Raw genomic sequence first — 25,659 nt, forward strand, 5'->3', positions numbered from 1 at the left:
ATCGCGCCCCTTACTGGACGGTCGCCTGGCCCGAAGCCGGCGGATCGATGGGACGCGTCGGCGCAGCCTGTTTGGTCGCGTCGGGCGTGATCTTGCCGGCCTTGGGGGTGACCTGCGCGCCAGGCTGAAGCCGGCCGACGCCGGTCAGCACCACCCGGTCGGTCGGCGCCAGACCGTCGCGCACGATGCGCAGCCCTTCCGCCTTGGCGCCGACTTCGACCACGCGCGGCGTCGCCTTGTTGTCCTTGCTGACGACATAGACGAGGCGCCGGGTCTGGTCGGTGACGATCGCCTCGTCCGGCACCAGCATCGCGCGATAGCTGCCCGATCCAAGCAGGCGCGCGCGGCCGAACATGCCGGGGGTCAGGAAGCCATTGGGGTTCGGGACCACGGCATAGGCGCGGATCGTCCCCGAATTGGGGTCGACCGCATTGTCGAGAAACGCCATCCGGCCGTTCCAGCGATAATCGGCCTCGTCGGCCAGCTGGATCTGCACCGGATTGGCGGTGGTGCGCGACGATCCACGCTCACCGCGCTGATCCTGCCGCAGATTCTTGAGGTAAAAGGCCTCGGCGCCTTCGAATTCGAACCAGATCGGGTTGAGCGACACGACGCGCGTCAGCACCGTCTGCCCCTCCGCCACGAAATCGCCGATGCTGACCTTCCGGTCCGACACGCGCCCGCTGAACGGCGCACGCACGGTGGTAAAGCCAAGGCTCAGCATCGCCTGCGACGCGGCGGCGCGCCCGGCGGCGAGGTCGGCAGCGGCGCTGCGCTCGGCAGCGATATTGGCTTCCAGCTCCTCGGCGCTCACCGCCTGCGCCTTGGCCAGTTCGCGGCTGCGCGCGGTCACCTGGCGCGCATTGTTCAGCGCCGCCTGCGCCCGCGCAATCTGCGCCTGCGCCTGCATCAACTGCGCGCGATAGGGCCGCGGGTCGATCGTGAACAACGCCTGGCCTTTGCGCACATCCTGGCCGTCGCGAAAGTGGATCGCGGTGATGACACCGTTGACGCGGGCGCGCAGCTCGACATCCTCGGGCGCGACAAAGCGGCCGGTATAATCGTCCCAGTCGACCACTTCGCGCTGAAGCGGCGTTGCGACCATGACCTCGGGCGGCGGCGGCGCCGCGGGCGGCTGACCGCCACCACAAGCACCCAAAGCCAACAGCGCCACACAGCCTGCCAGGACACGCATAGTCGTATTTCCCCTTATTGCGGTGCAGCAATTGGGGAGGGGCGAAAGCGGTTTCAACCCCGCAACAGATAATTTCTGAAATTTTCCGTTCAGTAATCCCGATGGCGTCAGGCGGCGGCGGTTTCCGGCCGCATCACGGCCGCCTCATAGGCGCTTTCGGCCATGCGGATCAGTGCGCGGTCATCATGGTTCCACGGGTGGAAGCCGGGCAGGAAATAGCTCAGCCACGCCGGGATCATGCGCGTCACCAGCCCGGGCGACACCAGCAGATATTTCGCCAGCATCGCCTTGGCGCGCCAGCCGGTGATCCCGTCCTGCGCCATCAGGTCCAATGTGCCCTCGATGCGGTGCTTCCAGAAATTGACGGTCACCAGCAGCATCACCAGCGCCTTGATCTTGTACCGCTTGCCGCGCGACAGGTGGCGGGTCGCGTGCAGGAACGTGTCATAGGCGACGCCCTTGTGCTCGATCTCCTCCAGCGCATGCCAGCGCCACAGCTCGCGGCTCTCGCTGTCGGCGCCCTCCAGATGCTTGGGGTTCTTGAGCAGTTCGGCCGCCAGGATCGCAGTATAATGTTCCAGCGCCAGCGTCGCGGCCAGCCGCACGATCGGCGGGCGGCTGCTGGCGATCGCCAGCACCTCGTCGACCCGCTGGTCCAGCCGGCTGATGTCATAACCATGGTCCAGCACGCGGCGGTTGAACGCCACATGCTCGCGGCTGTGCACCACTTCCTGCATCGTGAACGCGCGGATTTCACGCGCCAGCTTGGGGTCGACCCCATCGCGGAACGCTTTGACGCTCTCGATGAAGAACGCCTCGCCCTTCGGAAAGGTCACCGACAGCGCGTTATAGAACGCCGTTGCTGCGGGGTTGCCGCCCAGCCACCAGCGGTCCGGGCGCTGGTCGCGCCCAAAGCGGCGGTCGCGCGGGGTGATCGTCAGATCGGCGGGAGTCTTTGCGTTCGACATGGTTTTGCTCCAAGGCACGTTCCAGTGGAGCTAGTTTTTACTTACATCTATGTCAATAACCCCCATCTCCGAGCGCAAGCGGCTCACCCCGGAAGAATCACGCGACGCCGCGCTTGAAGCGGCCCGAACGATCCTGATCGAAGCCGGTCCCCAGGCCGTGACGCTCAAAGCCGTTGCCGCGCGGATCGGGCGCACCCATGCCAATCTGCTCCACCATTTCGGGTCGGCGGCGGGGCTGCAGCGCGCGCTCGCCCGGCGGATCGCCGAAACCGTCTGCGCGCGGATCGTCGCGCTGATCCACGATGCGCGCACCGAGGACAGCGAGCGGACCGAGCACAAGCCGCGCGAAGTCGTCGACCTTGCCTTTGACGCGTTCGACTCGTCCGGGGCCGGCGCGCTGGCCAGCTGGATGATCCTGTCGGGCAATGAGGACGCGCTTGACCCGATCCTCGAAGTGATTCACGGACTGGTCGATCAGATCGCTGCGGTCGAGGGCGAAGATACCGGCGTCGCCCTGCGCGAGGATACGCTGAGCCTCGTGCTGATGGCGATGGGGGATGCGCTGCTCGGCGAGCAGCTCGCCCGTTCGCTCGACCTTCCCCGCGGCGCCGCGCGTGAAATCGCGCTGCGTCAGCTCACCGGATCGCCCCGCTTCCAGCAAATGTGGGGCCAGGACCTTTAGACCATGCATTTTCTCGATCAGGCCAAAATCTATGTCAAATCCGGCTGGGGCGGCGGCGGCGCGGTCAGCTTCCGGCGTGAGAAATATGTCGAGTATGGCGGCCCCGACGGCGGCAATGGCGGCAAGGGCGGCGACATCGTGTTCGAAGCCGTCGCCGGCCTCAACACGCTGATCGACTTTCGCTACACCCAGCACTTCAAGGCACAGCGCGGCCATGGCGGCGCGGGCGCGAACAAGACCGGCGCCGGCGGCGACGATCTCGTCATCAAGGTCCCGGTCGGCACCCAGATCCTGGCGGATGACGAGGAACGGACCCTGCTTGCCGACCTCACCCATGTCGGACAGCGCATCGTGTTCCTGCGCGGCGGCGATGGCGGGCGCGGCAATGCCAGCTACAAGACCAGCACCAACCGCACGCCGCGCCAGCACGGCACCGGCTGGCCGGGCGAGGAAGCATGGGTCTGGCTGCGGCTGAAGCTGCTCGCCGATGCCGGGCTGGTCGGCCTCCCCAATGCGGGCAAGTCGACCTTCATCAACGCCGTCACCAATGCTCAGGCCAAGGTCGGCGCCTATGCCTTCACCACCACCCGTCCCCAGCTCGGCGTGGTCCGGCACAAGCATCGCGAATTCGTCGTCGCCGACATTCCCGGTCTGATCGAGGGCGCGGCCGAAGGCGCCGGGATCGGCGACCGCTTCCTAGGCCATATCGAGCGGTGCAAGGTATTGCTGCATCTGGTCGATGCGAATGACGCGGACGTCGCGACCAGCTACCGCATCGTCCGCGACGAGCTCGAAGCCTATGGCGCCGGCCTCACCGACAAGAAGGTGATCGTCGCGCTCAACAAGATCGACACGCTCGACGATGAACTCATCGCCGCGCTTTCGGCCGAGCTGGAAGCGGCGAGCGGCGCCGAGGTCATTCCGATCAGCGGCGCCAGCGGCGTCGGGCTCGACTGGGTGCTGGACAAGCTGCTCGAGGCGATCGGCCCGGATCGCGGACGCGTGGCGGACGATGACGATGGCGAAGAACCGGTCGAATGGTCGCCGGTCTGAAGCGCGCCTGACAACCGGGCCCCGGGTCGGCTACAGGCGGCCGTCCAGCGGCACGGCGCGATTTTTCGCGCGCGACCGACTGGCGCCCGGGCGCGGATCGATTAAATTGTGCGCCATGCTGTATCGTTTCGCCCCGCTCGCCCTGCTCGCCATCGCCCTGCCCGCTGCCGCGCAGGAGGCACCAGCCGAACGCGAGCCGCTGCGCACGCGCGTCTATATCGGCCCGCAATTGTCGCCCAAATCGCCCGGCGCCAAGGACCTGTCCGTCGGGCCGTTCTTCGAAGTGTCGCGCGCGCGCGGCGACACGCCGTTCGAATTCGAGGCACCGGACGAAAGCTTGGGCTTTCCCGTGCTCGACACCGGCGGCGTCGAATTCGGCCCGGCTTTGGGGTTCAAGGGCAAGCGCACCGCCGCCGATACCGGCATCCCACTGCACGAAGTCGGGTTCAGCTTCGAAATTGGCGGCTTTGCCCAGACCTATCTCGCCCGCGATCTGCGCATCCGCGGCGAAGCCCGGCGCGCGATCAGCGGTCATGACGGCTGGGTCGGCGAGCTGAGCGCCGACTATATCGCCCGCGACGGCGACGCCTGGCTGTTTTCGGTCGGACCGCGCGTGATGGTGGCGGATTCGACCTACCACCGCGCCTGGTACGGCATCACCGCCGCCGACAGCGCCGCCACCGGCCTCGCCGCCTATCGCCCCGATGGCGGGGTCGAGGCGCTGGGCCTTGCCGCCGGCTATCTGCGCCAACTGACCAAGCGCGTCGGCATCGCTGCCTATGCCCGCTACGATCATCTCGTCGGCGACGCCGCTCAGTCCCCCTATGTCCGCAGCCGCGGCACGCGCAGCCAGCCCTCGGCCGGCCTCGCGCTCAGCTACACCTTCGGGGCGCAGTAACCACGCACGGACAGTTGCGGTTCAGCAACGATCTGGCACCGTCCCGCTCGATTTCAGCTGGAGGGTGGACATGATCCGATTGGCTCTGGGCATAACCGGACTGGCGCTGGTCGCGGTTCCGGTGGCGGACGCGCAGCGGTTTCGCGAGCGGCTGGCGGAGCGGATGGCCGAACGCGCCGCCGCGCGCGGTGCCGAAGCGCCAGCGGCGGGCATGGTCGAGCACAGCTTCGGCACCGACCCGCTGCAAAAGCTCGATTTCTGGGCGGCCAAGGACACCGCCAGGCCCGCGCCGATCGTGATCTTCGTCCATGGCGGCGGGTGGAAGCGCGGCGACAAGCGTAACGCCACCGGCGCGGCCAAGGTGACGCACTTCCTCGAACAGGGCTATGCCGTCGCCTCGGTCAACTACCGCCTCGTCCCCGCCGCCAAGGTCGAGGATCAGGCCGCCGATGTCGCCGCCGCCTTTGCTTGGCTGCGCAGCAATGCGAGCAAGCTCAACATCGATCCCGCGCGGATGGTGCTGATGGGCCATAGCGCGGGCGCGCACCTCGTCGCCCTCGTCGGCACCGACCCGCGCTATGCCCGCGCGGCCGGCTTTGCCCTGAGCGACATAAGCGGCGTGATCCCGCTCGACGGCGCGGCCTATGACGTCGCCGCGCAGCTCGCGGACGGCCCATCGATCATGCAGGACACCTATGGTCAGGCGTTCGGCAGCGATCCCGCGCGGCAAAAATCGCTGTCCCCCACCCTCCACGCCGCCGGGCCGAACGCCCCCGCCTTCCTGATCCTCCATGTCGATCGCGACGACGGCAAGCGCCAGTCCGAAGCGCTCGGCGCCGCGCTGCGCCAGGCGGGCACCCCGGCCCAGGTCACGCGGATCGAAGGGCGCGGCCTGATCGGCCATATGGAGGTCAACCGAAAGCTGGGGCAGCCCGACTATCCCGCGACGCCGGTTGTCGATGCGTGGCTGAAGACGCGGTTTCAACCCTGACCCTCGCGTCACCCCGGGCTCGACTCGGGGTCCAGCTGCCTTGAGACAGCCGAAGAAGCGGGATCCCGGGTCAAGCCCGGGATGACGGAATGAGATCGAGGCGCTATGCCGCGCGCGATGCACCTCTTCCCGCCCGCCTCCTGCCCGCGCCTTGTCGTCAAGATCGGATCGGCGTTGCTCGTCGACCCCGATGGCGGCGTGCGGCGCGACTGGCTTGAGGGGATCGCCGCCGACATCGCCGCGCGGGTGCAGGCGGGGCAGCAGGTCGCGGTCGTCTCGTCCGGTGCAATCGCGCTCGGTGCGCGTCGCCTGAACCTGCCCAAGGGCGGCCGCGCCAGCCTTGAGGATGCGCAGGCCGCCGCGGCGACCGGCCAGATCGCGCTCAGCCAGGTCTGGGCCGAAGTGCTGGCGGCCAACGGCCTCACCGCCGCGCAGATGCTGGTCACGCTCGACGATCTTGAGGATCGCCGCCGCTACCTCAACGCCGCCGCGACGCTGGGCCGCCTGCTCAGCCTCGGCGTCGTGCCGATCATCAACGAAAATGACAGCGTCGCGACGGCCGAGATCCGCTTCGGCGACAATGACCGGCTCGCCGCGCGCGTCGCGCAGGCCGCCGACGCAAACGGCGTCGTCCTGCTCAGCGACATCGACGGGCTCTACGATCGCAACCCCGCCCTCCCCGGCGCGCAGCACATCGCGCAGGTCACTCAGATCGACGCGCGGATTGAGGGGATGGCCGATCGCGGCTCCGCCTCCGGCATGGGCTCGGGCGGCATGGTGTCGAAGATCGAAGCGGCGCGGATCGCCGCCAGCGCCGGGGTCAGCCTCGCAATCGCCAGCGGCCGCATCGACCGGCCGCTGTCCGCCGACGCGCGCCACACCATCTTCCTCCCGGAAAAACGCACGCGCGCCCGCAAGGCGTGGCTGGCGGGCCGCCTCACCGCCAAGGGCAGCATCAGCATCGACGCCGGTGCCGCCGCCGCGCTGAGCGAAGGCCGCAGCCTGCTCGCCATCGGCGCAACCGGCGTGCGCGGCATGTTCTTCCGCGGCGACCTCGTGACGATCGAGGGCCCGAACGGCCCGATCGCGCGCGGCCTCGCCGAATATGATGCGGGCGAGGCGCAGGCGATCCTCGGCACCCGCAGCGAGGATCAGGGCGACATCCTCGGCTATGCCCCGCGCGCGGCGTTGGTCCACCGCAACCATATGGTGCTGCTGTGACGCTGACCCTTGCGCTCACCGGCGCCACCGGCTTCGTCGGCACGGCCACGGTCGACCACGCGCTCGCTAGCGGCCATCGCGTCCGCGCGCTCACCCGCCGCGCGCAGCCACCGCGCGACGGCGTCACCTGGGTCGCCGGCAGCCTGGACGACGAAACCGCGCTCGCCCGGCTCGCCGAGGGTGCCGACGCGGTCCTGCACATCGCCGGCGTGGTCAACGCACCGACGCCCGCCGGTTTCATCACCGGCAATGTCGACGGCACCCGCCGCATGGTTGCCGCCGCTGCGGGACAGGGCGTACGCCGCTTCGTCCATGTTTCCTCGCTGTCGGCGCGCGAACCCGACCTGTCGCTCTACGGCAAGTCCAAGGCGCTGGCCGAGGACGAGGTGCGCGATTCCGGCCTCGACTGGACGATGGTCCGCCCGCCCGGCGTCTATGGCCCCGGCGACCTGGAGATGCGCGACATCTTCCGCATGGCAAAGCTCGGTTTCGTCGTGCTTCCCCCGGCAGGCCGCGTGTCGCTGGTCCATGTCCGCGACCTCGCCCGGCTGCTGGTCGCGATGGCGCAGAGCGATACGGGCCGCCATATCTATGAATGCGACGATGGCGTCGATGGCGGCTACAGCCATGCCGAATTCGCGCGGCTGGTGGGCGGCGCGGTCGGCAAGCGCCCGATCCCGCTCCACGTCCCGCGCGCGCTGCTCCACCTCGTCGGCCATGCCGACCGCTTCCTGCGCGAGGCGAATGCCAAGCTGACCCCCGACCGCGCCGCCTATCTCAGCCACCCCGACTGGACCGCGACCCCGCACCACCGCCCGCCCGCATCGCTCTGGGCGCCGCAAATCGCGACGCTCGACGGGCTGGTCGAGACGGCGGACTGGTATCGGGCACAGGGTCTGCTCTAGCCATCCCATCGGCCTTGAAATGTTGGATTTCGAATGCTTGGGTCGGCGCATGCCCCCGGTCCGCCCCCGCCCCGTCCAGTGTCGTACCGACTGGCTGACACCGCGCAGGACAACCCTGCAAAAGTGTCAGTTTCCCCTCCATGGCGTGTCCGGCGCCGCCCCGCTCTTCCCGCAATTCCGCCGCAATCGCTTGGCAGTGCCAGCCCACACCAGTAAGGACCGCGCATGAGCGACCGTAACGACATCTTCGCAACCGTCTCCGCCCAGATCGAACCCTTCAACAAGAAGGGCGTCGCGCTGACCGATTCCACCACCTTTGCCGGCGATCTCGAATGGGACAGCCTGACGGTGATGGATTTCGTCGCCGCGATCGAGGACGAGTTCGACATCATCATCACCATGAACATGCAGGCGGAGATCGAAACCGTCGGCCAGCTGGTCGATGCGGTCCAGAAGCTGAAGGGCTGAACCCACGTGACCGAAGCCATTGCCACTTCCGACGCTCCGGCTCCCATGACCGGCGAAAAGCCCGATCTGATGAGCAAGTTCGACGCCATCATCGCGGAGCGCAAGGCGCTGCTCGACGCCGGCTTCACCGATCCTTACGCGGTGGTGATGGAGCAGGTGAAATCGCCGACCGAGGCGGTGATCAAGGGCAAGGACACGATCCTGCTCGGCACCTATAACTACATGGGCATGACCTTCGACCCCGACGTGATCGCGGCGGGCAAGGAGGCGCTGGAGAAATTCGGCAGCGGCACCAATGGCAGCCGCATGCTCAACGGCACCTTCCGCGACCATATGGAGGTCGAACAGGCGCTGCGCGAGTTTTACGGCACGACCGGCGCGATCGTGTTTTCGACCGGCTACATGGCCAATCTCGGCATGATCTCGACCCTCGCCGGCAAGGGGGATTACATCATCCTCGACGCCGACAGCCACGCCTCGATCTATGACGGGTGCAAGCAGGGCGTCGCCGAAATCGTCCGTTTCCGCCACAATAGCGTCGAGGATCTCGACAAGCGCCTCGGCCGCCTGCCGGCCGAAGCCGGCAAGCTGGTGGTGCTGGAGGGCGTCTATTCGATGCTCGGCGACATCGCCCCGCTCAAGGAAATGGTCGCCGTCGCCAAGAAGCATGGCGCGATGGTCCTGTCCGACGAAGCGCATTCGATGGGCTTTTACGGCCCCAATGGCCGCGGCGTGTACGAAGCGCTCGGCTGCGAGGACGATGTCGACTTCATCGTCGGGACGTTCAGCAAGTCGGTCGGCACCGTCGGCGGTTTCTGCGTCTCGAACCACCCGAAGTTCGAGGCGATCCGCCTCGCCTGCCGCCCCTATATCTTCACCGCGTCGCTGCCGCCCAGCGTCGTCGCCACCGCCGCGACCTCGATCCGCAAGCTGATGACCGCCCATGAAAAGCGCGCGCGACTGTGGGACAATGCCCGCACGCTGCATGCCGGGCTCAAGGACATGGGCTTCAAGCTCGGGACCGAGCAGGCCGACAGCGCGATCATCGCCATCATCCTGACCGATCAGGTTCAGGGCGCGGCGATGTGGCAGACGCTGCTGGAAAACGGGCTGTACGTGAACCTTGCCCGTCCCCCGGCGACCCCGGCGGGCACCTTCCTCCTGCGCTGCTCGCTCAGTGCCGAGCACACGCCCGAGCAGATCCAGCGCGTACTGGGCATGTTCAAGGCTGCGGGCCAGGCGGTCGGGGTCATCCCCTGACCGGGCCGGGGATGGTCACATCCCCGCCCCGCGCTTAAAGTCGCGACCATGCGTACCGGCCGCCTCGATGCTGTGTTCAACCGCCTGCGGACGATCGACTGGCGATCGGCCTTGCTGGCGCTGGTCGCACTGCTCGGCATCGCCGTGCTGGTGCTGCTCGTCGCCAGCCAGCGCGAAGCCGATGCCCAGCGCCAGGCTGCGCTGAACCGCCAGTCGGACAGCTATGAAGTGATGGTCCTGGTCCAGAGCTTCCGGGCGACAGTGGCCGGGGCCGAAGCGACGCTGGGCCGCTATGTCGTCGCCGGCGAACGTGCTGTCGGCCGCGATTATGTCGACCGCTGGCAGCGCGCCGCCGGCCAGTTGAGCCTGCTCGACCGCCGCACCCGCGCAAATCCCGCGCAACGCGACCGCGTAACCCGGCTCGACCGCGCCTTCCGCGCGCGCGGCGTCGAACTCGACGAAGTGGCGCGCAACACCGATCTGGGCCGCTACGAACCGGCCTATGCCTATTTCAACGCCGCGCGCCGGTCCCCGCATCTGGCGGCGATGGACCGTGAGGCGGATGCGATTTTCGAGGCGGAGCGCACCCTGCTCGCCCGCCGTGCCGAAGCGGCGCGCACCAGCGCCGACGGGGCAAGTGCCGACACGCGCAACCTGGCGCTGTTCGGCATGCTGCTGGCGTTCGGCGCCATCGCCTTGGGCTGGCTCAACGTCCGCGTGATTCGTGCCCGCGCCGCCGCTGCGGCCGAAGCCGACGCGCAGCGCCGCCGCTCGACCGAACTGGAAGCCGCCGTCGCCGATGCCACCGCCAGCCTCAAGGCCGAAGCGCGCGAACGCGCCGCTGCCGAGGACAAGTTGCGCCAGGCGCAGAAGATGGAGGCCGTGGGCCAGTTGACCGGCGGGATCGCCCATGATTTCAACAACATGCTCGCCGTGGTCCTAGGCGGGATCGAGCTTGCCAAGCGCAACCTTGCCACTGCGCCCGACGCCGCGCTGCGCCACCTCGACAATGCCGGCGAAGGCGCCAACCGCGCCGCGGCGCTGACCCGTCAGCTGCTCGGCTTTGCCCGTTCCGAGGCGCTGGCGCCCGAGGCGATCGAGCCGAGTGCGCTGATCCATGGCATGACGGAGCTGCTCGACCGCACGCTGGGCGACGGCATCGTCATCGAAACCCGCAGCGAAGGCACCGGCTGGCGCGTTTGGGCGGATCGCGTTCAGCTCGAAAACGCGCTGCTCAACCTCGCGGTCAATGCCCGTGATGCGATGGACGGACGCGGGACGCTGGTGGTCGCATCAGGCCATATCGCCTTGTCCGGCGATGATGCCGGGGCATGCGCGCCGGGCGATTATGTCAGCATCTCGGTCAGCGACACCGGCAGCGGCATGACCCCTGAGGTGCTGGCGCGCGTATTCGAACCCTTCTTCACCACCAAGCCGGTCGGCAAGGGGACCGGACTCGGGCTCAGCCAGGTCTTCGGCTTTGCCCGCCAGTCGGGCGGGGAGGTGCGGATCGAATCGACGCCCGGCACGGGAACGACCGTGACCATGCTGCTCCCCTGCCACGCTGCCACCGCCTCCCCCGACCAGCCGGCCGTGCGGATCGGCCCGCGCCAGGGCGCGCATCGAGCGCTCGACATTCTGGTGGTCGAGGACGATCCGCGCGTCCTCTCGGCGACCATCGCCGCGCTCGAAGAACTCGGTCACCGGCCGATTGCCTGTCCCGACCCGCTCGGCGCGCCGGCGATCGTCGCCGGCCTCCACGCGCTCGACCTGGTGATGACCGATGTGCTGATGCCGGGCCAGACCGGCCCGGAAATGATCGCCGCGCTCGAACCGCAGCTGGAGGGTGTCGGCGTGCTGTTCGTCACCGGCTATGCCGGCGAGGGCGAACAGGACCGGTTCGGCGACCATCCCGTGCTGCGCAAGCCCTTCACCCTCGCCGCGCTGGAACAGGCACTCGCAGATGCCACCCGCGCCACACCGACACCGGCGACCGCGGGCTAGATTTACGCGTGTCCTTCGATATAGCGGAACAGGAACGCCGGACCGGCCGGCGCGGCGACCGAAACAAAGGCGTGAACCCAACACGATGACCGCACTTGACCGGTACATGGCGCGCCTGATCGCGGTCCCGCTGATCTCGACCCTGCTCATTTCCGCAATGCTGCTGGTGCTGGACCGCATGCTGCGCCTGTTCGACTTCGTGGCGAGCGAGGGCGGGCCGGTCAGCGTGGTGTGGCAGATGCTTGCCAACCTTCTCCCCGAATATCTGGGGCTCGGCATCCCGATCGGGCTGATGCTCGGCATCCTCCTCGCCTTTCGGCGGCTTGCCACCACCTCGGAACTCGACGTGCTGCGCGCTGTCGGCATGAGCTATGGCCGGATGCTGCGCGTGCCGTTCATGTATGCGTTTGCGCTCGCCGCGCTCAACCTCGCGATTGTCGGCTATATCCAGCCCTATGCCCGCTACAATTATGAAGGTCTGCGGTTCGAATTGCGCACCGGCGCGCTCGGCGCGTCGATCAAGGTGGGGGAATTCACCAATCTCGGCGACCGCATGACGCTGCGGATCGAAGAGAGTCGCAACGAAGGTACCGACCTCTCCGGCATTTTCGTGAGCGCACGCGCACCGGGCGGCGATTCGGTCACCGCGACGGCCGAAAAGGGCCAGTTCCTGCGCACCGATGATCCCGACGTGATCATTTTCCGCCTGACCAAGGGCACTTTGATCCACCAGTCGCCCAAGTTCGACGTGCCGCGCGTCCTGACCTTCGACGCGCATGACCTGCCGATCGATCTGCCCAAGTTCGAACAATTCCGGCAGCGGGGCGAGCGCAATCTCGAACTGACCCTGCCCGAACTCGCCCGGATCGGCGGCGACCCGCAAAAGAGCGAGGAGGAGCGCGACACCAGCCGCTCCGCCTTCCATTTCCGCGTGGTCGAGGTGGCGACGATGTTCCTGCTGCCGTTGCTGGCGCTGGCACTTGGCGTCCCGCCCAAGCGCTCGACCTCGGCGCTCGGCGTGTTCCTGTCGATCGTGATGATCGTCACCTATCACAAGATCAACGAATACGCCCAGTCGATCGGCAGCCTCGGGCGGATCGATCCGTTCATCGCGCTGTGGGGGCCGTTCGTGATCTTCGCCGGCCTGGTCTTCTGGATGTACTATACCATCGCCTATGTGCCCGGCGGCCAGCCGATCGGTGCGCTTGAGAAATTCTTCGCCAAGGCCTGGAAATCGGTCGCGAAATATCTTCCCGGTCGGCGCAAGCGGAAGGTCGCGGCATGATCCACGCGCTCACCGATTTCTTCCCGTCAAAGACCGTGTCGCTCTACATGGCGCGGTCCTTTCTCATCAACACCTTCGCCTTTCTGTTCGGGCTGGTGCTGATCCTGCAGACGCTCGACCTGCTCAGCGAGTCCGGCCGCATTCTTGCCTATCCGGGCAATGGCGACGCGCAGGTCTGGCAATATGTCAGCCTGCGCGTGCCCCAGATCGTGGCGACCTTCCTGCCATTCTCGGTTCTGCTCGGCACGATCATCACGTTCAGCACGATGAACCAGAATAGCGAGATCATCGCGCTCAAGGCTTCAGGCCTGTCGGCGCACCAGGTGCTCGCACCGCTGATGATCGCCGGGCTGGGCGTCGCGATCCTGTCCTTCAGCTTCAACGACCGCATCGTGTCACGCGCCAGCGTCACGCTCGCTGCGTGGAAAAAGGTCGATTACGGCCCGCTTCCGATCGACCGGGGCGACCGTGCCAATGTGTGGGTGCGCAATGGCGCCCATCTGATCCATGCCCAGCAGATCAAGGGCCGGGGCGACGCCGCCCTGCTTGGCGGCGTGACCATCTATGAGCGCGACGGCGCGGCGCTGAAGTCGCTGGTGCGCGCCAAGACCGGGCGGCGCGAGGGCAATGGCTGGCGGCTCGAAGGTGCGGAGCGGTTCGATGTGGCAACCGGCAAGCTGACCCCGCTGGGCAGCACCGTGGCTGCGCAGGGCGTCCGCCCGGACCAGTTCACGCTGGCCAGTGTCGAGGCGGAGAGCATGTCGTTCGGAGCGCTGTCCGAAGCGATCGACGATCTGCGCGCTGCCGGCCGCCCGACCAAGGCGCTCGAGGGCGCGCTGTGGCACAAGCTGTCCGGGCCACTGTCCGCCGTGCTGATGCCGCTGCTCGCCGCGGTCGCCGCCTTCGGCATCGCGCGCTCGGGCAAGCTGTTCGTCCGCGCGGTGATGGGGATGGGCCTCGGCTTCCTCTACTTCGTCGCCGACAATTTCGCGCTGGCGATGGGCAATCTTGGCGCCTACCCGCCCTTCCTCGCCGCCTGGGCCCCGTTCCTGTTGTTCGCGATGATCGGCGAAGCGGTACTGCTCAAGAGCGAGGAATAATTAGCCTTGTCGCCCCGGGCTTGACCCGGGGCCGGGCTGCCTTGCTCACCTGAAGGAAGAAGCCCCGGCCCGGGTCAAGCCCGGGCGGACGATGGATTATCGAGCCCGCGCCTTCATCGTGCTCGCCGCGAGGCGCGCCATCAGGCCGCGCAGAGTCGGGTAATTGGCTCCCTGATAGGTCGACTCGGTCCCCAGCGCTTCGGACAGCCGCCGATGCGCTTCGCCCAGCGAATGATAGGGCAGGCTCGGCAGCAGATGGTGGAGCGCGTGGAAGCGCAGGCCCACCGGCGCCCACAGATAGGGCAGGAACCCACCCGGCACGTTGACGCTGTCCAGATATTGCGCGGTCACCGTCAGCGGCTCGCCCTCATTCTCCCACAGATGCGCGACCAGCGTCCGCACCTGGTTGAGCACCGCGACGCCGGAGATCACGACCATGTAGGTCAGGAATGCCTTGAGCGGCAGCACGCCGGTCGCGACCGTGGCGATCAGCGCCACCGCGACCATGCTCGCGCCGATTTCCTGCCAGCGCCACTGCTTCGCGAACTCGCCCTCGGGCGACTTGCGCTCGAACTTCGGGTTGATCTGCAACCCCGAATAGCGGCCGACGACGATGCGGCGCAGCTTCTTCGAGAGCAGCGACAGCGGCCCCAGCACGCCGAAGCGCAGCAGTAACCCGACCGGCATCAGCAGCGACACGAACAGGAACACCGGCAGCGTCCACGGCTTCATCAGCGCCAGCGGCAGATATTCGGGATCCTCGACCGTGCCATAGCGCGTGCGCGTGTGATGGATGGTGTGGATGCCTTCATACATGAAGCTCGGCAGCATCATCGGGATGCCCAGCAGCACGTTCCACCCGACCCGGAATCCGGGCAGCAGCGAATGCTTGAGGTGCGTAATCTCGTGGATGAACAGGCTGGCGCGATAAAGCGCGAGCACCGCGAGCACGCCGCTCGCCAGCGCCCAGCCGAGTGACGGCGCCAGGATCGCGCCGGCCAGCGCGGCATAGCCGACCGCGGCCGAACCCAGGAAATCGGTCCAGTAAATGCGCGGGTTCGGCGTCTGCAGGTCGCGGGTCAGTTCGGCTGCCGCGCGCAGCATCGCCTTGTCGTCGGCCATGCCGGACAGGCGGATCTTCGCCGTCGCGACCGGCGCATCGGCGACCCGCGCATGCGCGGTCGCATCAAGGGCAAGACTGTTCATAGCATTGGCCATTGCCAACAGATCGTGGCCATTGCGTGGCATTTCAACGCTCCCGGGGATTGGCGGTGTGCATCCGGTTGACTTGCGCGACATCTGGCCTGACTGAATTGACCGTCATCAAGAAGAGGTGCCTTTCGTGGCCAATGCCCCGCTCGCCATCCGCCCGGTTGTTTCCCGGACGGAGAAGCGCGATTTCATCGAACTCGCCTATCGCCTCAATCGCGGCGACCCGCACTGGGTGCCGCCGCTGCGCAGCGAGGTCGCGGGAGCGCTCGATCCGCGCAAGAATGGCTGGTTCAGCCATGCCGACGCGCAATTGTTTCTCGCCGAGCGTGGCGGTCGCCCGGTCGGTCGCATCGCCGCCCATATCGACCGTCTGGCGCTGGAAATGCCCGCCGAACAGGGGTTCGGGCCGGGCACCGGCTTTTTCGGGCTGTTCGAGGCGGAGGACGAAACCGTCGCCCGCGCGCTCATCAACACCGCCGAAGGCTGGCTGCGCAAACAGGGCATGACGCGCGTGGTCGGCCCGATCTCGCTGTCGATCTGGGAAGAGCCCGGCCTGTTGATCGAGGGGTATGATCATGCCCCAATGGTGATGATGGGGCATCACAAGCGTCTCTACCGCGATTACATCGAACAGGCGGGCTTCGCTCCGGTCAAGCAGCTCAAGACCTATGAACTCGACATCACCCGTGAGTTCCCACCACTGGTCCAGCGGATCATTGCGATGGGCGAGAAGAGCGATCGCATCCGCATCCGCACCGTCGACAAGTCGCGTTTTGAAGACGAAGCCGCGATCATTCTCGGCATCCTCAACGATGCCTGGTCCGACAATTGGGGGTTCGTCCCGCTGACTCAGCCGGAAATCGACGATGTCGGCAAAAAGCTGAAGCCGATCGTGTTCGAACAGCTGATCCGGATCGCCGAACTCGACGGCGAACCGGTCGCATTCATGATCACCCTGCCCGACCTCAACGAAGCGATCGCGCCGCTGCAGGGCAATCTGCTCCCGTTCGGCTGGGCGCGGCTGCTGTGGTGGCTGCGGCGTGGCAAGGCGCGCGGCATGCGCGTGCCGTTGATGGGGGTCGTGAAGCGGCTGCAGGGCTCGCGCATGGCGAGCCAGCTCGCCTTCATGATGATCGAATATATCCGGCGCGCCGCAGTGCAGGATTTCGGCGCGGTGCGCGGCGAGATCGGCTGGGTGCTCGATGACAATCAGGGCATGATCGCGATCGCCGATACGATCGAGAGCCGGGTCAACCGCATTTATCAGATCTACGCCAAGGAGCTTGGCTGATCGTCCGGCGCCCGGGGAGAATGCGGCCCGCGACCTTAGGGGGTGCCGCGGGCCGCTCCCTCGTCACTGTCGGGGTGCGAGGGGATCGAAATCCTGCTGCGCGATCCAGTTCGCGCGGGTCTTGCAGATCTTCTTGGGCAGGCGCGATCCGGTGAACTCGGCCTTGATGCAGTAAACGGTCTCCGTCTGCGGCGCGGTTGCCTCGGGAGCGGGCGCCGACGGCGGCGGCGGCGGCGCCTTTTCGGCGGCGAATGCGGGGGCGGCGATCACCGCGAACAGGGCTGCGGTGGCGGTAAACATGGACTTGCGCATCGGACATCTCCTTCGGTCTGGCTTGGGGGCCGCAGGGCTGGCTGTTTGCCTATCGTCACCCACGACTGTATTAGTGCATTAGTCATGCCAAACACTGTGGCCGAACAAAAACAATGACTTACCGAGCACGCACGCGCCAGATTGTGAGATTTGCGAAGATTCCGTGGTGAAAATCGCCGATTATCGGCGGATTATGCGCGCAGCCGGATCCAGGTTGGCGCATGGTCGCTCGCTTTCTCGCGACCGCGATAATCCTTGTCGACGCCGGCATCCACGAAGCGGTCCGCCGCGATCGGGCTCAGCAGCAGATGGTCGATGCGAAAGCCCGCATCGCGCTGCCACGCACCCGCCTGATAGTCCCAGAAGGTCCACACCCGCCCCGCCGGGAAACGGGTGCGCAGGCCGTCGGTCCAGCCCTGCGCCAGCAGCGCGCGATAGCCTTGGCGCGATTCGGGCTGCATCAGCGCATCGTCGGCCATGGCCCGCACCGAATAGACATCGTCGTCATTCGGAATGACGTTGTAATCGCCCGCCAGCACTACCGGCCGCTCCTCGGCCAGCAGGTCGCGCGCATGCGCCGACAGCCGCTCGATCCAGCGCAGCTTGTAATCGAATTTCGGTCCTGGAACGGGATTGCCATTGGGCAGGTAGATCGACGCGATCACCACGCCGTCGACCTCGGCCTCGATGTACCGGCTGTGCTCATCCTCCGGCTCGCCCGCCAGCCCGCGCTTGCGCTCGACCGGGTCGGCGCCCTTGGCCAGGATGGCGACGCCGTTGAACCCCTTCTGCCCGTGCCACACGGCGCCATAGCCCGCTGCACGGATATCGGCTTCCGGAAAGCCCTCGTCCGCCGACTTGAGCTCCTGCAGGCACACCACGTCGGGCTGCTGTTCGGTCAGATATTCGATCAGGCGCGGCAGCCGCGCCTTGATCCCGTTCACATTGTAGCTGACGATCTTCAAGGCGCGGTCAGACGGAAAAGCTGGTGCCGCAGCCGCAGCCCGATGCGGCGACCGGATTGCTCACGCGGAACGCTGCGCCGCCGAGCGATTCGACATAATCTACGCTCGCCCCGCGAACGAGGTCGAGGCTGATCGAATCGACCAGCAACGTCACGCCGTCGGTCTGGGCAATCGTGTCGTCATCGGCCGGCGCGTCGGCGAGTTCGAATTTGTACTGAAAGCCCGAACACCCACCGCCCTCGACCGACAGACGGAGGATCGCGGCCTTGCCCTGCTTTGCGGCAATCGCCGCCACGCGGGCGGCGGCGGCGGGGGTAAGGGCGATGTCCTGGGATAGCGCGTTAGCCATGCTCCGCAGATAGGGAAGCCACGCGGACGCCGCAACCGAAAGCACGCGCGCAATGTCGGCAAACGGAAAGGGGCCACCCGGTATCCGGTGCGGCCCCCGTCCCTCTCCTGTTATTTCGTGCGGCTCAGTTGCCGCCGACCGCCGTCATCTGCAGTCGCGCCGCGCTCTGCTCCACCTGCTCGATCACGCTGGCATTCTGCATGAACGGCATCGGGTTGACGGCCTTGCCGTCGACGCGGACCTCATAATGAAGGTGGCTGCCGGTCGAGCGGCCGGTCGACCCCATCAGGCCGATCAACTGGCCGCGGCGCACGCGCGTGTTCGGCGCGACCAGGATCTTCGACAAATGGCCGTAGCGGGTCTCGATGCCCTTGCCATGGTTGACCGTGATCAGGTTGCCATAGCCACCGAACCGCCCGGCGCGACCGATGACGCCATCGGCGGTGGCATAGATCGGGGTGCCGACCGGACCGGGAATGTCGACCCCGGCATGCATCGCGGCCGTGCCGTGGAACGGATCGGAGCGGACACCGAAGCTACTCGTCAGCTTCATGTCCTGAACCGGCTGAAGCGACGGGATCGCGATCACCGACTGCTCGAGAATGTCGAGCTTCTGCCAGGTCTGGAACAGCGAGCGGAACTGCGCATCGGCGCCCCCCTCGGCCGCCGGCTCACCTGCCGGAGCGGCCTCGAACGGGCCACCCATGCCACCGGCAACCAGCCGCTCGGGCTGGATGCCCAGCTTGCGCAGATGCTGCTGCGTCAGCTGAAGCCGCAGCTGAACCGTGCGGTGCGCCTTCTGCGCGAGCTGGGCCTGCTGGGCCTCGACACGCTGCAGCGGCGCCAGTACCTCGCGCGCCATCGCGCTGTCGGCGTTGACCGCCATGACCGGGACCGGCGCGCCAATCTCGGCCGGCGAACCCTTGCCGTTCAACACGCCGGCGATGATCTTCTGGCGCTGCTCGACGCGCGCGGCATGCGCCTTGGCCGCTTCCTTGATCGCGCTCACATCGGCTTCGAGCCGGGCCATTTCGGCGCGCATCTTTTCCATCCGCGCCTCTGGCGTCGCGGCGGTACCGGCAACGCCGGTCGCCATGATCGCGCCGAACGCGGCCTGCGACACGCCATAGGCGGAGAAGGTGACGGTGATCGCCGCAACGCCGGCCAGGATCGCCTGAGTGCGCCCGCTGACGCTGAACCGCTTCAGGTCGCGGCCGTCGTGAAAGATGAAGTCGCGAGTCGTGAACATCTCGCGGAACCGAGTAACGATGTTCGCGTTGAGTGCAGTGCTGACCATGAGTCCCCGGCAACCACAGACACGCGCCAATTCACCGGCACACGCCCTTGTTTAACACAAGCGTCTGGAAGCAGCCCCTCCGCATCCGACAGGCGGCGTTGAACCCGATGGCTCAGCCGGCGGCAAGGCTTTCGTAATAGTCGCGCGTTAAACCGGCTGTCTCGCGCGCCGAGTCGTTGAACGGAGGCTTAACCGTGCCCCGGAAATAGCGGTCGAGCAGGGCGCGCCATTCCGCCCGCGAATCGATTCCCCGCGCCGCGCAGAGCGATTCGAACCAGCGCGTCCCCGCCCTGACATGGACGATTTCATCGCGGAAAATGCGGCCGAGGATCGCGGCGGTCGCCTGATCGCCGACCGCTTCGAACCGCGCGATCGTCGTCGGGGTGACGTCGAGTCCGCGCGCTTCCAGTACCATCGGCACCACCGCCAGCCGCGCGGCGGCATCATCCGCCGTCGCGGTCGCGGCTTCCCACAGTCCGGCATGGGCCGGCATCGCGCCATATTGGCTCCCCAGCTGCTTCAGCCGTCGGTCGAGCAGCGCGAAATGCATCGCCTCATCCGCGCCGACCCTCATCCAGTCATCGGTGAACGCGCGCGGAAACTGCGCGCCGAACCGCCCGATCAGGTCGAACGCCAGGTCGATCGCGACGAATTCGATATGCGCCAGCGCATGGATCAGCGCGACGCGCCCACGCTCCGACCCGCCCTTGCCGCGCTTGGGCATGCGGTTGGGCGGCAGCAGCTCCGGCACGGGCGGACGCGCAGGCTCGTCCGGCATCGTCACATCGAACGCGAAATCGAGCCGACCCAGCCGCCATTCACGCGCCGCCCGGCGCGCAGCGGTCACCTTGGCCAGCGGATCGCTGGCGTCGAGCACCGCCCGCGCCGCCTGTGCAACGGTCGCGGTCACCGTCACGCCGCCAGCATCTCCTTGGCGGCTTCCAGCACTTCGACGACATGCCCCGGGACGCGCACCTTGCGCCAGGCGCGGACCAGCGCCCCGTCGGCGTCGAACAGAAAGGTCGAGCGGTCGATCCCCATATATTTCTTGCCGTACATCGCCTTTTCCACCCACGCGCCGAACGCTTCCAGCGCCTTGCCGTCGGGATCGGTGGCGAGCGGGACGGTCAGGTCATATTTGTTGACGAACTTCTGATGCTTGATCGCGCTGTCGCGCGACACGCCCAGCAGCTGAACCCCCAGCGCATCGAACTGCCCCTTGAACGCGCTGAAATCCTGCGCCTCGCGCGTGCAGCCGGCGGTATCGTCCTTGGGATAGAAATAGAGCACCAGCGGCGCCCCCATCATCCGGTCCAGCTGAAATCCGTTGCCGTCGATGTCGATCAGTTCGACCGCCGGGATCGTGTCGCCTTCCTCGATGCGCATGTTCCGCTCCGTCATGCCCGTGCCACCGCGGCCCAGGCGCTGGCGACCTCCTGCCGATGCCGGTCGAGCGACGCAAGCACCGCGTCCCAGTCGGCCGCGCCGACCGCGTGCGCGATCAGCGCCCGGGTGGCCGCGCCCGGCGGCTGCGCATCGGGCGCAACCAGCCGCATCGTGACCAGCATCCGGGTGAGGAAGTCATGCGCCGGCCCGACCGCCGGCGACAACAGGCCCGCCCCCGCCAGCGCCGTGATCGCGTCGTTCAGCCCCACCGCAAACCCGGTGCGATGGACCAGCTGCAGCGTGTGCACTGCAAACTCGAGGTCGACCAGGCCGCCGGGCAGCAGCTTCGCATCGAGCGGCCCCTGCGGCGGTTTGTGCGCGGCCATGTCGGCGCGCATCTTGGTCGCCTCGGCCGCTACGTCGCGGTCCGGGCGATCGCCTTCCAGCACCTGTGAGATGACCGTCGCGACCGCAGCGCGCCCCGCGTTCGACCCGAAGACCGGGCGCGCGCGGGTCAATGCCATATGTTCCCAGGTCCACGCATCGACGCGCTGATAGCGGGCAAAGCCCTCGAGCGACACGACCAGCGGCCCCTGCGCGCCCGACGGGCGCAGCCGCGTATCGACCTCGTACAGCGCCCCCGCCGCGGTCGCGACCGACAGGGCCGCGATCACCCGCTGCGCCAGGCGATTGTAATAGGTCACCGCTCCAAGCGGCTTGTCGCCATCGGACTCGGCCAGATGATCGCCGGTGAACAGGAAGATGAGGTCGAGGTCGCTGGCATGGGTCAGCGCGCCTCCGCCAAATCGGCCGAGCGCGAGGATCACCAGCTCGCTGTCGGGCACATGGCCATGGCGTTCGGCAAAGGCCGCCACCGTTTCGCGCGCGAGCACGTCGAGCGCCGCCTCCGCCACCCGCGCATAGCCGGCCGAGACCTCCAGCGGGTCGCTTACCCCGGCGACGATCTGGACACCCAGCGCAAAGCGTTTCTCGCCGACCACCTGCCGGACATGGTCGAGCAGCCGCTGATAATCGTCCCCCGCCTCGCGCCGCGCCATCTCGCCGGCCAGCGTCGCGACGTCACCGACCGGGGCGAGCGCGCGGGCATCGATCAGCCCGTCGAGCAGATCCACGCGTCGCGCCAGCGCGTCGGCAAGCGTTGGCGCATGGCTGAGCACGGTCGCCAGCAGGCGCGCGAGCGCCGGCCGCGCCTCGAGCAGGTGGAACAGGTTGAGCGCGCTCGGCAGGCGCGAGAGGATCGTGTCGAGCCGCGCCAGTGCCGCTGCCGGGTCGGGCGACTGGCCGATGGCGCCGATCAGCGGCGGCAGCGCCGCCTCCATCGCTGCCTGCGCCGGGGCCGAGCGCAGCGCCGGATAGCGCCCGCTGCGCCAGCCCTCGATCAGCCGCGCCGCCGCCGCCGGGTCGGCAAATCCGGCAGCGCCAAGCGCCGGCTCGGCGACCGGCAGCGGCGGCGCGCCGCGCCCCCCGTCCTCGCTGTCGAGCGCATCATAGATCAGCCCGACCGCCTCGACATGCGGGCGCAGCAGGTCGAGCAGGTCGCCGCCCGCGTCCAACCCATGCAACCGGGCCACGCGGTCCAGCGCCTCGCCCTCGGGCAGCGCATGGGTCTGACGGTCATCGATCATCTGCACGCGATGCTCGATCGTGCGCAGCAGCACATAGGCGGCGCTCAGCGTGTCCGCCTGTTCCGCATCGATCCGTCCTGCATCTTTCAGCGCCGCCAGCGCATCCAGCGTCGCCGGGACGCGCAGCGACGGATCGCGCCCGCCATGGATCAGCTGGTGAATCTGCGCGAAAAACTCGACCTCGCGGATGCCGCCGCGCCCGCGCTTCAGGTCAAAGCCCGGCCCGAACTGCTGACCGCGCGCATGATGGTCGCGGATCCGGCGCGAAATCCCGCGAATCTCGCGGATCGTCCCATAGTCCAGCGCGCGCCGCCACACGAACGGCCGGATCGTATCCAGAAACCCCTGGCCCAGCGCACTGTCCCCTGCCGCTGCGCGCGCGCGGATGAAGGCGGCGCGCTCCCATGGCAGCGCCTGCGACTCATAGTAACTGATCGCCGCCTCTTCGGGCAGGACGATCGGTGTCACTTCCGGGGACGGCCGCAGCCGCAGATCGACCCGCAGCACATAGCCATCGCCGTCGCGCGCCTGCAGCAGTTCCACCACGCGCCGCCCGATCCGCACCGCTGCCTCGTCCACCGCGTCGCGCTCGCGATGCGGCAGCGTGGCCGGGTCAAAGATCAGGATCGGGTCGATATCGGATGAATAGTTGAGCTCATGGCTGCCCTGCTTGCCCAGCGCGATTGCGGCGAGGCCGACCGGCGCGGCGCCAGGCACCCGCTCGCTGATCGCGCCGGCAATCGCGGCGTCGAGTGCATAGTCGGCGAAATCGGACAGGCCCCGGGTCACCGTCCGGAAATCGAGCACCCCCGCAAGGTCACCGATCGCCGCCGCCAGCGCCATGCGGCGACGCTCGAGCCGCAGCCGGCGGGCGAGTGGCAGCGCCGCATCGTCGATCCGGCTTGCGGTCAGCGGGTCATGGACGGCCGTGGAGATCCGTTCGACCAGCAGCGGCTCGCGCGCAATCAGATGCGACAGAAAGGGCGAGTCGCGCTCGGCGCGGGCGATCGCGTCGGCGACCGCAGTATCAGCTCCGCCCATCACCTTATCGTTTCGGATGCCAAAGATTGCGTTTCTGATTTGTCAAGCAACAAATCGCGCAAAACCGCGTTCTACCTGTCATGACCTCGCACGCACCTCGATCGCCGAACCGGCACCGCGATAGCGGCTATTGGGTGGAAGCGCCACGCACCACCGACGCGATCGGCTTCGTGCTGCGCGACACCTATGCCGGCGATCGCGACCTTCCCGACGACATGCGCGCACTGCTCGGTCAGTTGACCGAATATCCCGTACCCTCGGGGCGCCAGCGACACCGCTGACCGGGACCGCAGCCCCGATCAGGGCTCAGTCCCGGCTGAGTGCGTTCACTTCATCCATGATCGTGTCGAGTGCGCTGCGCCCGTCGCTTTCGCTGTCGGCGCGCGACGGCAGATCGTTCCCGCTCATCAGCGCCTCGAGCGCGACGCGCCCGCGCGCGACACGGCTCTTGATCGTGCCGACCGCAACACCACAGATTTCAGCGGCTTCCTCATAGGCAAAGCCGCCGGCGCCGACCAGGATCAGCGCCTCGCGCTGCGGCTGGGGCAGGTGCAACAGCGCGCGCTGCATGTCGGCCAGTTCGACATGGCGATCCTGGCTTGCCGGCGCCGCAAGGATGCGGTCGGCAACCAGATCGTCCCACTCGCCCTTGAACCGCGCGCGCCGCATCTGACTGAGATACAGGTTGCGCAGGATGATGAAGGTCCAGGCACGCATGTTGGTTCCGGCCTGGAACCGCTTGCGCGCGGCCCATGCCTTCATCAGCGTTTCCTGCACCAGGTCATCCGCCAGGTCGCGGCTGCCCGAAAGCGAGCGGCCAAAGGCGCGCAAATGCGGGATGACCAGAGCGAGCTGCTCCTTGAACTCCGGATCGGAGAGCGAAACATGCTCAACGGCCGCTTGCGGGTCAGTATCGCTCATTGAAATCCGTCTGTCTCGCGCGGCATTCTGCCGCTCCGCTGAAATTACATGGCCCGGCGACATTCGTCACCTGTCGATCAGAGCAACAGGTAGATCGCATAGATCACGATGATCGCCACGAGCGAGATCGCGAGAATATAGCGGGTCATGTGGGGGGTCGCGCCAGCGCGGACGCGATCCGTTTCGATGTGCTGCGGCTCGGAATGCCGGGGGTCGTTTTGGTTCGCCATGCGCCTACAACCCCCGACAACCGTTTTAGGTCCGTAAGAAATGGAACTTTCAGCTGGCGGGCACGGTCGCCTGGTCAAAGAACAGCGCCTGGCTGATCGCCGCCTTCACCGTCGACCGCTGGAACGGCTTGGTAATCAGGAACGTCGGCTCCGGCCGCTCGCCGGTCAGCAGGCGCTCGGGGAAGGCGGTGATGAAGATCACCGGCACGTTGAACTCGGCAAGGATGTCCTTCACCGCGTCGATGCCCGAACTGTCGTCCGCCAGCTGGATGTCAGCCAGCACCAGCCCCGGGCGATCCTCCATCGCCAGCGCGACGGCTTCGTCACGGGTTACCGCGACGCCGGTCACGTCATGCCCCTGGTCGCGGACGATCGTCTCCAGATCCATCGCGATCAGCGGCTCGTCCTCGATGATCAGCACACGTGCGCGCGTCTGCCGCTCGATCTCCGACAGCGCCTCGCTCACCAGCCCCTCGACCGCGTTCGGCGATTCGTCGAGCAGATAGGCAGCGTCCTCGCTGGTAAAGCCTTCCATCGCGGTCAGCAGCAGCGCCTGGCGCGAACGCGGCGCCAATCGCGCAAGCCGTGCGCGGGCGATCGCCTCATTCTCGCTCGAAATGCCGACATCGCCCGGATCCTGGCCCTCGTCGACATGGCTCGACCCCCAGATCGCCTGGAAGGTACGATACAGGCCTAGCCGGGGATCCACGTCCCGCGGAAACTCCTCGGGCGCCGCGACGATCGCTTCCAGCGTCGCGCGGACATAGCGATCGCCTTCGGTCTGGCTGCCGGTGAGCGCGCGACCATAGCGACGAAGAAAGGGAAGATGAGGCGCGAGCTGCTGTCCAAGCGACATGGGAACTTGTTCTCCTTCGGCGACACCGCCGGAATTCATGCGGTGTCAGTGCTTTACTAATGCGCTGCTGGTCCAAAGGAAGCCCCTCCCCGGATTTCGCATCGCGGGTGGAACAAACGACCG

Annotated in this window: 26 protein-coding genes; 13 read left to right on the forward strand and 13 right to left on the reverse strand. The window is 67.3% G+C overall.

Features of this window, described 5'->3' with window-relative positions; genetic code table 11:
- Positions 1-10 precede the first annotated feature (10 nt).
- Together J2Y54_RS04565 and J2Y54_RS04570 are read right to left on the reverse strand one after the other, a co-directional pair.
- Positions 11-1,195 carry an efflux RND transporter periplasmic adaptor subunit gene (locus tag J2Y54_RS04565; RefSeq protein ID WP_310037311.1) on the reverse strand — a complete coding sequence of 395 codons (1,185 nt, stop codon included), beginning with the start codon at positions 1,193-1,195 and terminating at the stop codon, positions 11-13.
- Positions 1,196-1,302: 107 nt separating this feature from the next.
- Positions 1,303-2,163, reverse strand: coding sequence for a metal-dependent hydrolase (locus J2Y54_RS04570; protein WP_310037314.1), 861 nt, complete (start codon positions 2,161-2,163; stop codon positions 1,303-1,305).
- A gap of 49 nt (positions 2,164-2,212) precedes the next feature.
- Between J2Y54_RS04570 and J2Y54_RS04575 the strand changes: the two genes are divergently transcribed.
- The 11 genes from J2Y54_RS04575 (at position 2,213) to lptG (ending at position 14,030) form a co-directional block, all read left to right on the forward strand.
- Positions 2,213-2,845, forward strand: coding sequence for a helix-turn-helix domain-containing protein (locus tag J2Y54_RS04575; protein WP_310037315.1), 633 nt, complete (start codon positions 2,213-2,215; stop codon positions 2,843-2,845).
- Between the two features lie 3 nt (positions 2,846-2,848).
- Entirely contained in the window at positions 2,849-3,898 is a 1,050-nt protein-coding gene (gene obgE, locus J2Y54_RS04580) for a GTPase ObgE (protein WP_310037317.1), read from the forward strand.
- 115 nt (positions 3,899-4,013) lie between these two features.
- Positions 4,014-4,796 (forward strand): MipA/OmpV family protein, encoded by a 783-nt coding sequence (locus J2Y54_RS04585; RefSeq protein ID WP_310037319.1) that lies wholly within the window; start codon positions 4,014-4,016, stop codon positions 4,794-4,796.
- A 70-nt stretch (positions 4,797-4,866) separates the two neighbouring features.
- The gene (locus J2Y54_RS04590; RefSeq protein ID WP_405052874.1) at positions 4,867-5,787 is read left to right on the forward strand and encodes an alpha/beta hydrolase; all 921 of its coding nucleotides are present in this window, start codon (positions 4,867-4,869) and stop codon (positions 5,785-5,787) included.
- A 117-nt stretch (positions 5,788-5,904) separates the two neighbouring features.
- Positions 5,905-7,008, forward strand: a complete 1,104-nt coding sequence (proB, locus tag J2Y54_RS04595) for a glutamate 5-kinase (protein ID WP_310038460.1) — start codon at positions 5,905-5,907, stop codon at positions 7,006-7,008.
- Positions 7,009-7,010: 2 nt separating this feature from the next.
- Positions 7,011-7,913 carry an NAD-dependent epimerase/dehydratase family protein gene (locus J2Y54_RS04600; RefSeq protein ID WP_310038461.1) on the forward strand — a complete coding sequence of 301 codons (903 nt, stop codon included), beginning with the start codon at positions 7,011-7,013 and terminating at the stop codon, positions 7,911-7,913.
- A gap of 225 nt (positions 7,914-8,138) precedes the next feature.
- Positions 8,139-8,381, forward strand: coding sequence for an acyl carrier protein (locus J2Y54_RS04605; RefSeq protein WP_310037321.1), 243 nt, complete (start codon positions 8,139-8,141; stop codon positions 8,379-8,381).
- 45 nt (positions 8,382-8,426) lie between these two features.
- Positions 8,427-9,641 carry a serine palmitoyltransferase gene (spt, locus tag J2Y54_RS04610; protein WP_310037324.1) on the forward strand — a complete coding sequence of 405 codons (1,215 nt, stop codon included), beginning with the start codon at positions 8,427-8,429 and terminating at the stop codon, positions 9,639-9,641.
- A 48-nt stretch (positions 9,642-9,689) separates the two neighbouring features.
- On the forward strand, positions 9,690-11,645 hold the full coding sequence (locus tag J2Y54_RS04615) for an ATP-binding protein (RefSeq protein WP_310037326.1): 1,956 nt from the start codon (positions 9,690-9,692) through the stop codon (positions 11,643-11,645).
- A gap of 85 nt (positions 11,646-11,730) precedes the next feature.
- The gene (gene lptF / locus J2Y54_RS04620; RefSeq protein WP_310037328.1) at positions 11,731-12,930 is read left to right on the forward strand and encodes an LPS export ABC transporter permease LptF; all 1,200 of its coding nucleotides are present in this window, start codon (positions 11,731-11,733) and stop codon (positions 12,928-12,930) included.
- On the forward strand, positions 12,927-14,030 hold the full coding sequence (gene lptG / locus J2Y54_RS04625; protein ID WP_310037329.1) for an LPS export ABC transporter permease LptG: 1,104 nt from the start codon (positions 12,927-12,929) through the stop codon (positions 14,028-14,030). Before lptF ends, lptG begins: the two co-directional genes overlap by 4 nt.
- A 96-nt stretch (positions 14,031-14,126) precedes the next feature.
- On the opposite strand, the gene J2Y54_RS04630 is transcribed toward lptG, so the two are convergent.
- A complete protein-coding gene (locus J2Y54_RS04630) occupies positions 14,127-15,248 on the reverse strand; it encodes a fatty acid desaturase (RefSeq protein WP_310037331.1) in 1,122 nt (373 codons plus the stop codon).
- Between the two features lie 124 nt (positions 15,249-15,372).
- Here J2Y54_RS04630 and J2Y54_RS04635 point away from each other — a divergent pair, with 124 nt between their 5' ends.
- Positions 15,373-16,533: an N-acetyltransferase gene (locus J2Y54_RS04635; protein ID WP_310037333.1), complete on the forward strand. Its 1,161-nt coding sequence runs from the start codon at positions 15,373-15,375 to the stop codon at positions 16,531-16,533.
- Positions 16,534-16,596: 63 nt separating this feature from the next.
- On the opposite strand, the gene J2Y54_RS04640 is transcribed toward J2Y54_RS04635, so the two are convergent.
- The 7 genes from J2Y54_RS04640 to J2Y54_RS04670 all read right to left on the reverse strand — a co-directional run bounded on the left by J2Y54_RS04640 (position 16,597) and on the right by J2Y54_RS04670 (position 23,529).
- Positions 16,597-16,845 carry a hypothetical protein gene (locus tag J2Y54_RS04640; protein WP_310037335.1) on the reverse strand — a complete coding sequence of 83 codons (249 nt, stop codon included), beginning with the start codon at positions 16,843-16,845 and terminating at the stop codon, positions 16,597-16,599.
- 191 nt (positions 16,846-17,036) lie between these two features.
- A complete protein-coding gene (xth, locus tag J2Y54_RS04645) occupies positions 17,037-17,810 on the reverse strand; it encodes an exodeoxyribonuclease III (protein WP_310037337.1) in 774 nt (257 codons plus the stop codon).
- A gap of 7 nt (positions 17,811-17,817) precedes the next feature.
- Positions 17,818-18,159: an iron-sulfur cluster insertion protein ErpA gene (gene erpA, locus J2Y54_RS04650; RefSeq protein ID WP_310037340.1), complete on the reverse strand. Its 342-nt coding sequence runs from the start codon at positions 18,157-18,159 to the stop codon at positions 17,818-17,820.
- Positions 18,160-18,283: 124 nt separating this feature from the next.
- Positions 18,284-19,456: a M23 family metallopeptidase gene (locus J2Y54_RS04655; RefSeq protein ID WP_310037342.1), complete on the reverse strand. Its 1,173-nt coding sequence runs from the start codon at positions 19,454-19,456 to the stop codon at positions 18,284-18,286.
- A gap of 112 nt (positions 19,457-19,568) precedes the next feature.
- Positions 19,569-20,366 (reverse strand): ferritin-like domain-containing protein, encoded by a 798-nt coding sequence (locus tag J2Y54_RS04660; protein WP_405052898.1) that lies wholly within the window; start codon positions 20,364-20,366, stop codon positions 19,569-19,571.
- A 2-nt stretch (positions 20,367-20,368) separates the two neighbouring features.
- A complete protein-coding gene (locus J2Y54_RS04665; RefSeq protein ID WP_310037344.1) occupies positions 20,369-20,842 on the reverse strand; it encodes a peroxiredoxin in 474 nt (157 codons plus the stop codon).
- An 11-nt stretch (positions 20,843-20,853) separates the two neighbouring features.
- Positions 20,854-23,529: a bifunctional [glutamine synthetase] adenylyltransferase/[glutamine synthetase]-adenylyl-L-tyrosine phosphorylase gene (locus tag J2Y54_RS04670; protein ID WP_310037345.1), complete on the reverse strand. Its 2,676-nt coding sequence runs from the start codon at positions 23,527-23,529 to the stop codon at positions 20,854-20,856.
- A gap of 80 nt (positions 23,530-23,609) precedes the next feature.
- Between J2Y54_RS04670 and J2Y54_RS04675 the strand changes: the two genes are divergently transcribed.
- Positions 23,610-23,810: a hypothetical protein gene (locus J2Y54_RS04675; protein WP_310037348.1), complete on the forward strand. Its 201-nt coding sequence runs from the start codon at positions 23,610-23,612 to the stop codon at positions 23,808-23,810.
- A 25-nt stretch (positions 23,811-23,835) separates the two neighbouring features.
- Here J2Y54_RS04675 and J2Y54_RS04680 read toward each other — a convergent pair whose 3' ends face one another.
- The 3 genes from J2Y54_RS04680 to J2Y54_RS04690 form a co-directional block, all read right to left on the reverse strand.
- Positions 23,836-24,450 (reverse strand): sigma-70 family RNA polymerase sigma factor, encoded by a 615-nt coding sequence (locus J2Y54_RS04680; protein WP_310037350.1) that lies wholly within the window; start codon positions 24,448-24,450, stop codon positions 23,836-23,838.
- Between the two features lie 77 nt (positions 24,451-24,527).
- Positions 24,528-24,680 carry a hypothetical protein gene (locus J2Y54_RS04685; protein ID WP_310037352.1) on the reverse strand — a complete coding sequence of 51 codons (153 nt, stop codon included), beginning with the start codon at positions 24,678-24,680 and terminating at the stop codon, positions 24,528-24,530.
- A 49-nt stretch (positions 24,681-24,729) separates the two neighbouring features.
- Complete coding sequence (locus J2Y54_RS04690; RefSeq protein WP_310037355.1) at positions 24,730-25,536, reverse strand: response regulator; 807 nt, start codon at positions 25,534-25,536, stop codon at positions 24,730-24,732.
- Between the last annotated feature and the right edge of the window lie 123 nt (positions 25,537-25,659).

Origin of the sequence: Sphingomonas sp. BE123 (assembly GCF_031456015.1) — a bacterium.
GTDB lineage: Bacteria > Pseudomonadota > Alphaproteobacteria > Sphingomonadales > Sphingomonadaceae > Sphingomonas.

What these genes read in the sequence shown, in the direction of transcription:
- spt (WP_310037324.1), top strand. Translation starts at nt 8,427, where the DNA reads ATGACCGGCGAAAAGCCCGATCTGATGAGCAAGTTCGACGCCATCATC.
- lptF (WP_310037328.1), top strand. Translation starts at nt 11,731, where the DNA reads ATGACCGCACTTGACCGGTACATGGCGCGCCTGATCGCGGTCCCGCTG.
- J2Y54_RS04675 (WP_310037348.1), top strand. Translation starts at nt 23,610, where the DNA reads ATGACCTCGCACGCACCTCGATCGCCGAACCGGCACCGCGATAGCGGC.
- J2Y54_RS04665 (WP_310037344.1), bottom strand. Translation starts at nt 20,842, where the DNA reads ATGCGCATCGAGGAAGGCGACACGATCCCGGCGGTCGAACTGATCGAC.
- J2Y54_RS04655 (WP_310037342.1), bottom strand. Translation starts at nt 19,456, where the DNA reads ATGGTCAGCACTGCACTCAACGCGAACATCGTTACTCGGTTCCGCGAG.
- J2Y54_RS04630 (WP_310037331.1), bottom strand. Translation starts at nt 15,248, where the DNA reads ATGGCCAATGCTATGAACAGTCTTGCCCTTGATGCGACCGCGCATGCG.
- J2Y54_RS04575 (WP_310037315.1), top strand. Translation starts at nt 2,213, where the DNA reads ATGTCAATAACCCCCATCTCCGAGCGCAAGCGGCTCACCCCGGAAGAA.
- J2Y54_RS04670 (WP_310037345.1), bottom strand. Translation starts at nt 23,529, where the DNA reads ATGGGCGGAGCTGATACTGCGGTCGCCGACGCGATCGCCCGCGCCGAG.
- J2Y54_RS04570 (WP_310037314.1), bottom strand. Translation starts at nt 2,163, where the DNA reads ATGTCGAACGCAAAGACTCCCGCCGATCTGACGATCACCCCGCGCGAC.
- J2Y54_RS04590 (WP_405052874.1), top strand. Translation starts at nt 4,867, where the DNA reads ATGATCCGATTGGCTCTGGGCATAACCGGACTGGCGCTGGTCGCGGTT.
- J2Y54_RS04585 (WP_310037319.1), top strand. Translation starts at nt 4,014, where the DNA reads ATGCTGTATCGTTTCGCCCCGCTCGCCCTGCTCGCCATCGCCCTGCCC.
- J2Y54_RS04615 (WP_310037326.1), top strand. Translation starts at nt 9,690, where the DNA reads ATGCGTACCGGCCGCCTCGATGCTGTGTTCAACCGCCTGCGGACGATC.
- erpA (WP_310037340.1), bottom strand. Translation starts at nt 18,159, where the DNA reads ATGGCTAACGCGCTATCCCAGGACATCGCCCTTACCCCCGCCGCCGCC.
- J2Y54_RS04565 (WP_310037311.1), bottom strand. Translation starts at nt 1,195, where the DNA reads ATGCGTGTCCTGGCAGGCTGTGTGGCGCTGTTGGCTTTGGGTGCTTGT.
- J2Y54_RS04685 (WP_310037352.1), bottom strand. Translation starts at nt 24,680, where the DNA reads ATGGCGAACCAAAACGACCCCCGGCATTCCGAGCCGCAGCACATCGAA.
- J2Y54_RS04640 (WP_310037335.1), bottom strand. Translation starts at nt 16,845, where the DNA reads ATGCGCAAGTCCATGTTTACCGCCACCGCAGCCCTGTTCGCGGTGATC.
- obgE (WP_310037317.1), top strand. Translation starts at nt 2,849, where the DNA reads ATGCATTTTCTCGATCAGGCCAAAATCTATGTCAAATCCGGCTGGGGC.
- J2Y54_RS04605 (WP_310037321.1), top strand. Translation starts at nt 8,139, where the DNA reads ATGAGCGACCGTAACGACATCTTCGCAACCGTCTCCGCCCAGATCGAA.
- proB (WP_310038460.1), top strand. Translation starts at nt 5,905, where the DNA reads ATGCACCTCTTCCCGCCCGCCTCCTGCCCGCGCCTTGTCGTCAAGATC.
- J2Y54_RS04680 (WP_310037350.1), bottom strand. Translation starts at nt 24,450, where the DNA reads ATGAGCGATACTGACCCGCAAGCGGCCGTTGAGCATGTTTCGCTCTCC.
- J2Y54_RS04690 (WP_310037355.1), bottom strand. Translation starts at nt 25,536, where the DNA reads ATGTCGCTTGGACAGCAGCTCGCGCCTCATCTTCCCTTTCTTCGTCGC.
- lptG (WP_310037329.1), top strand. Translation starts at nt 12,927, where the DNA reads ATGATCCACGCGCTCACCGATTTCTTCCCGTCAAAGACCGTGTCGCTC.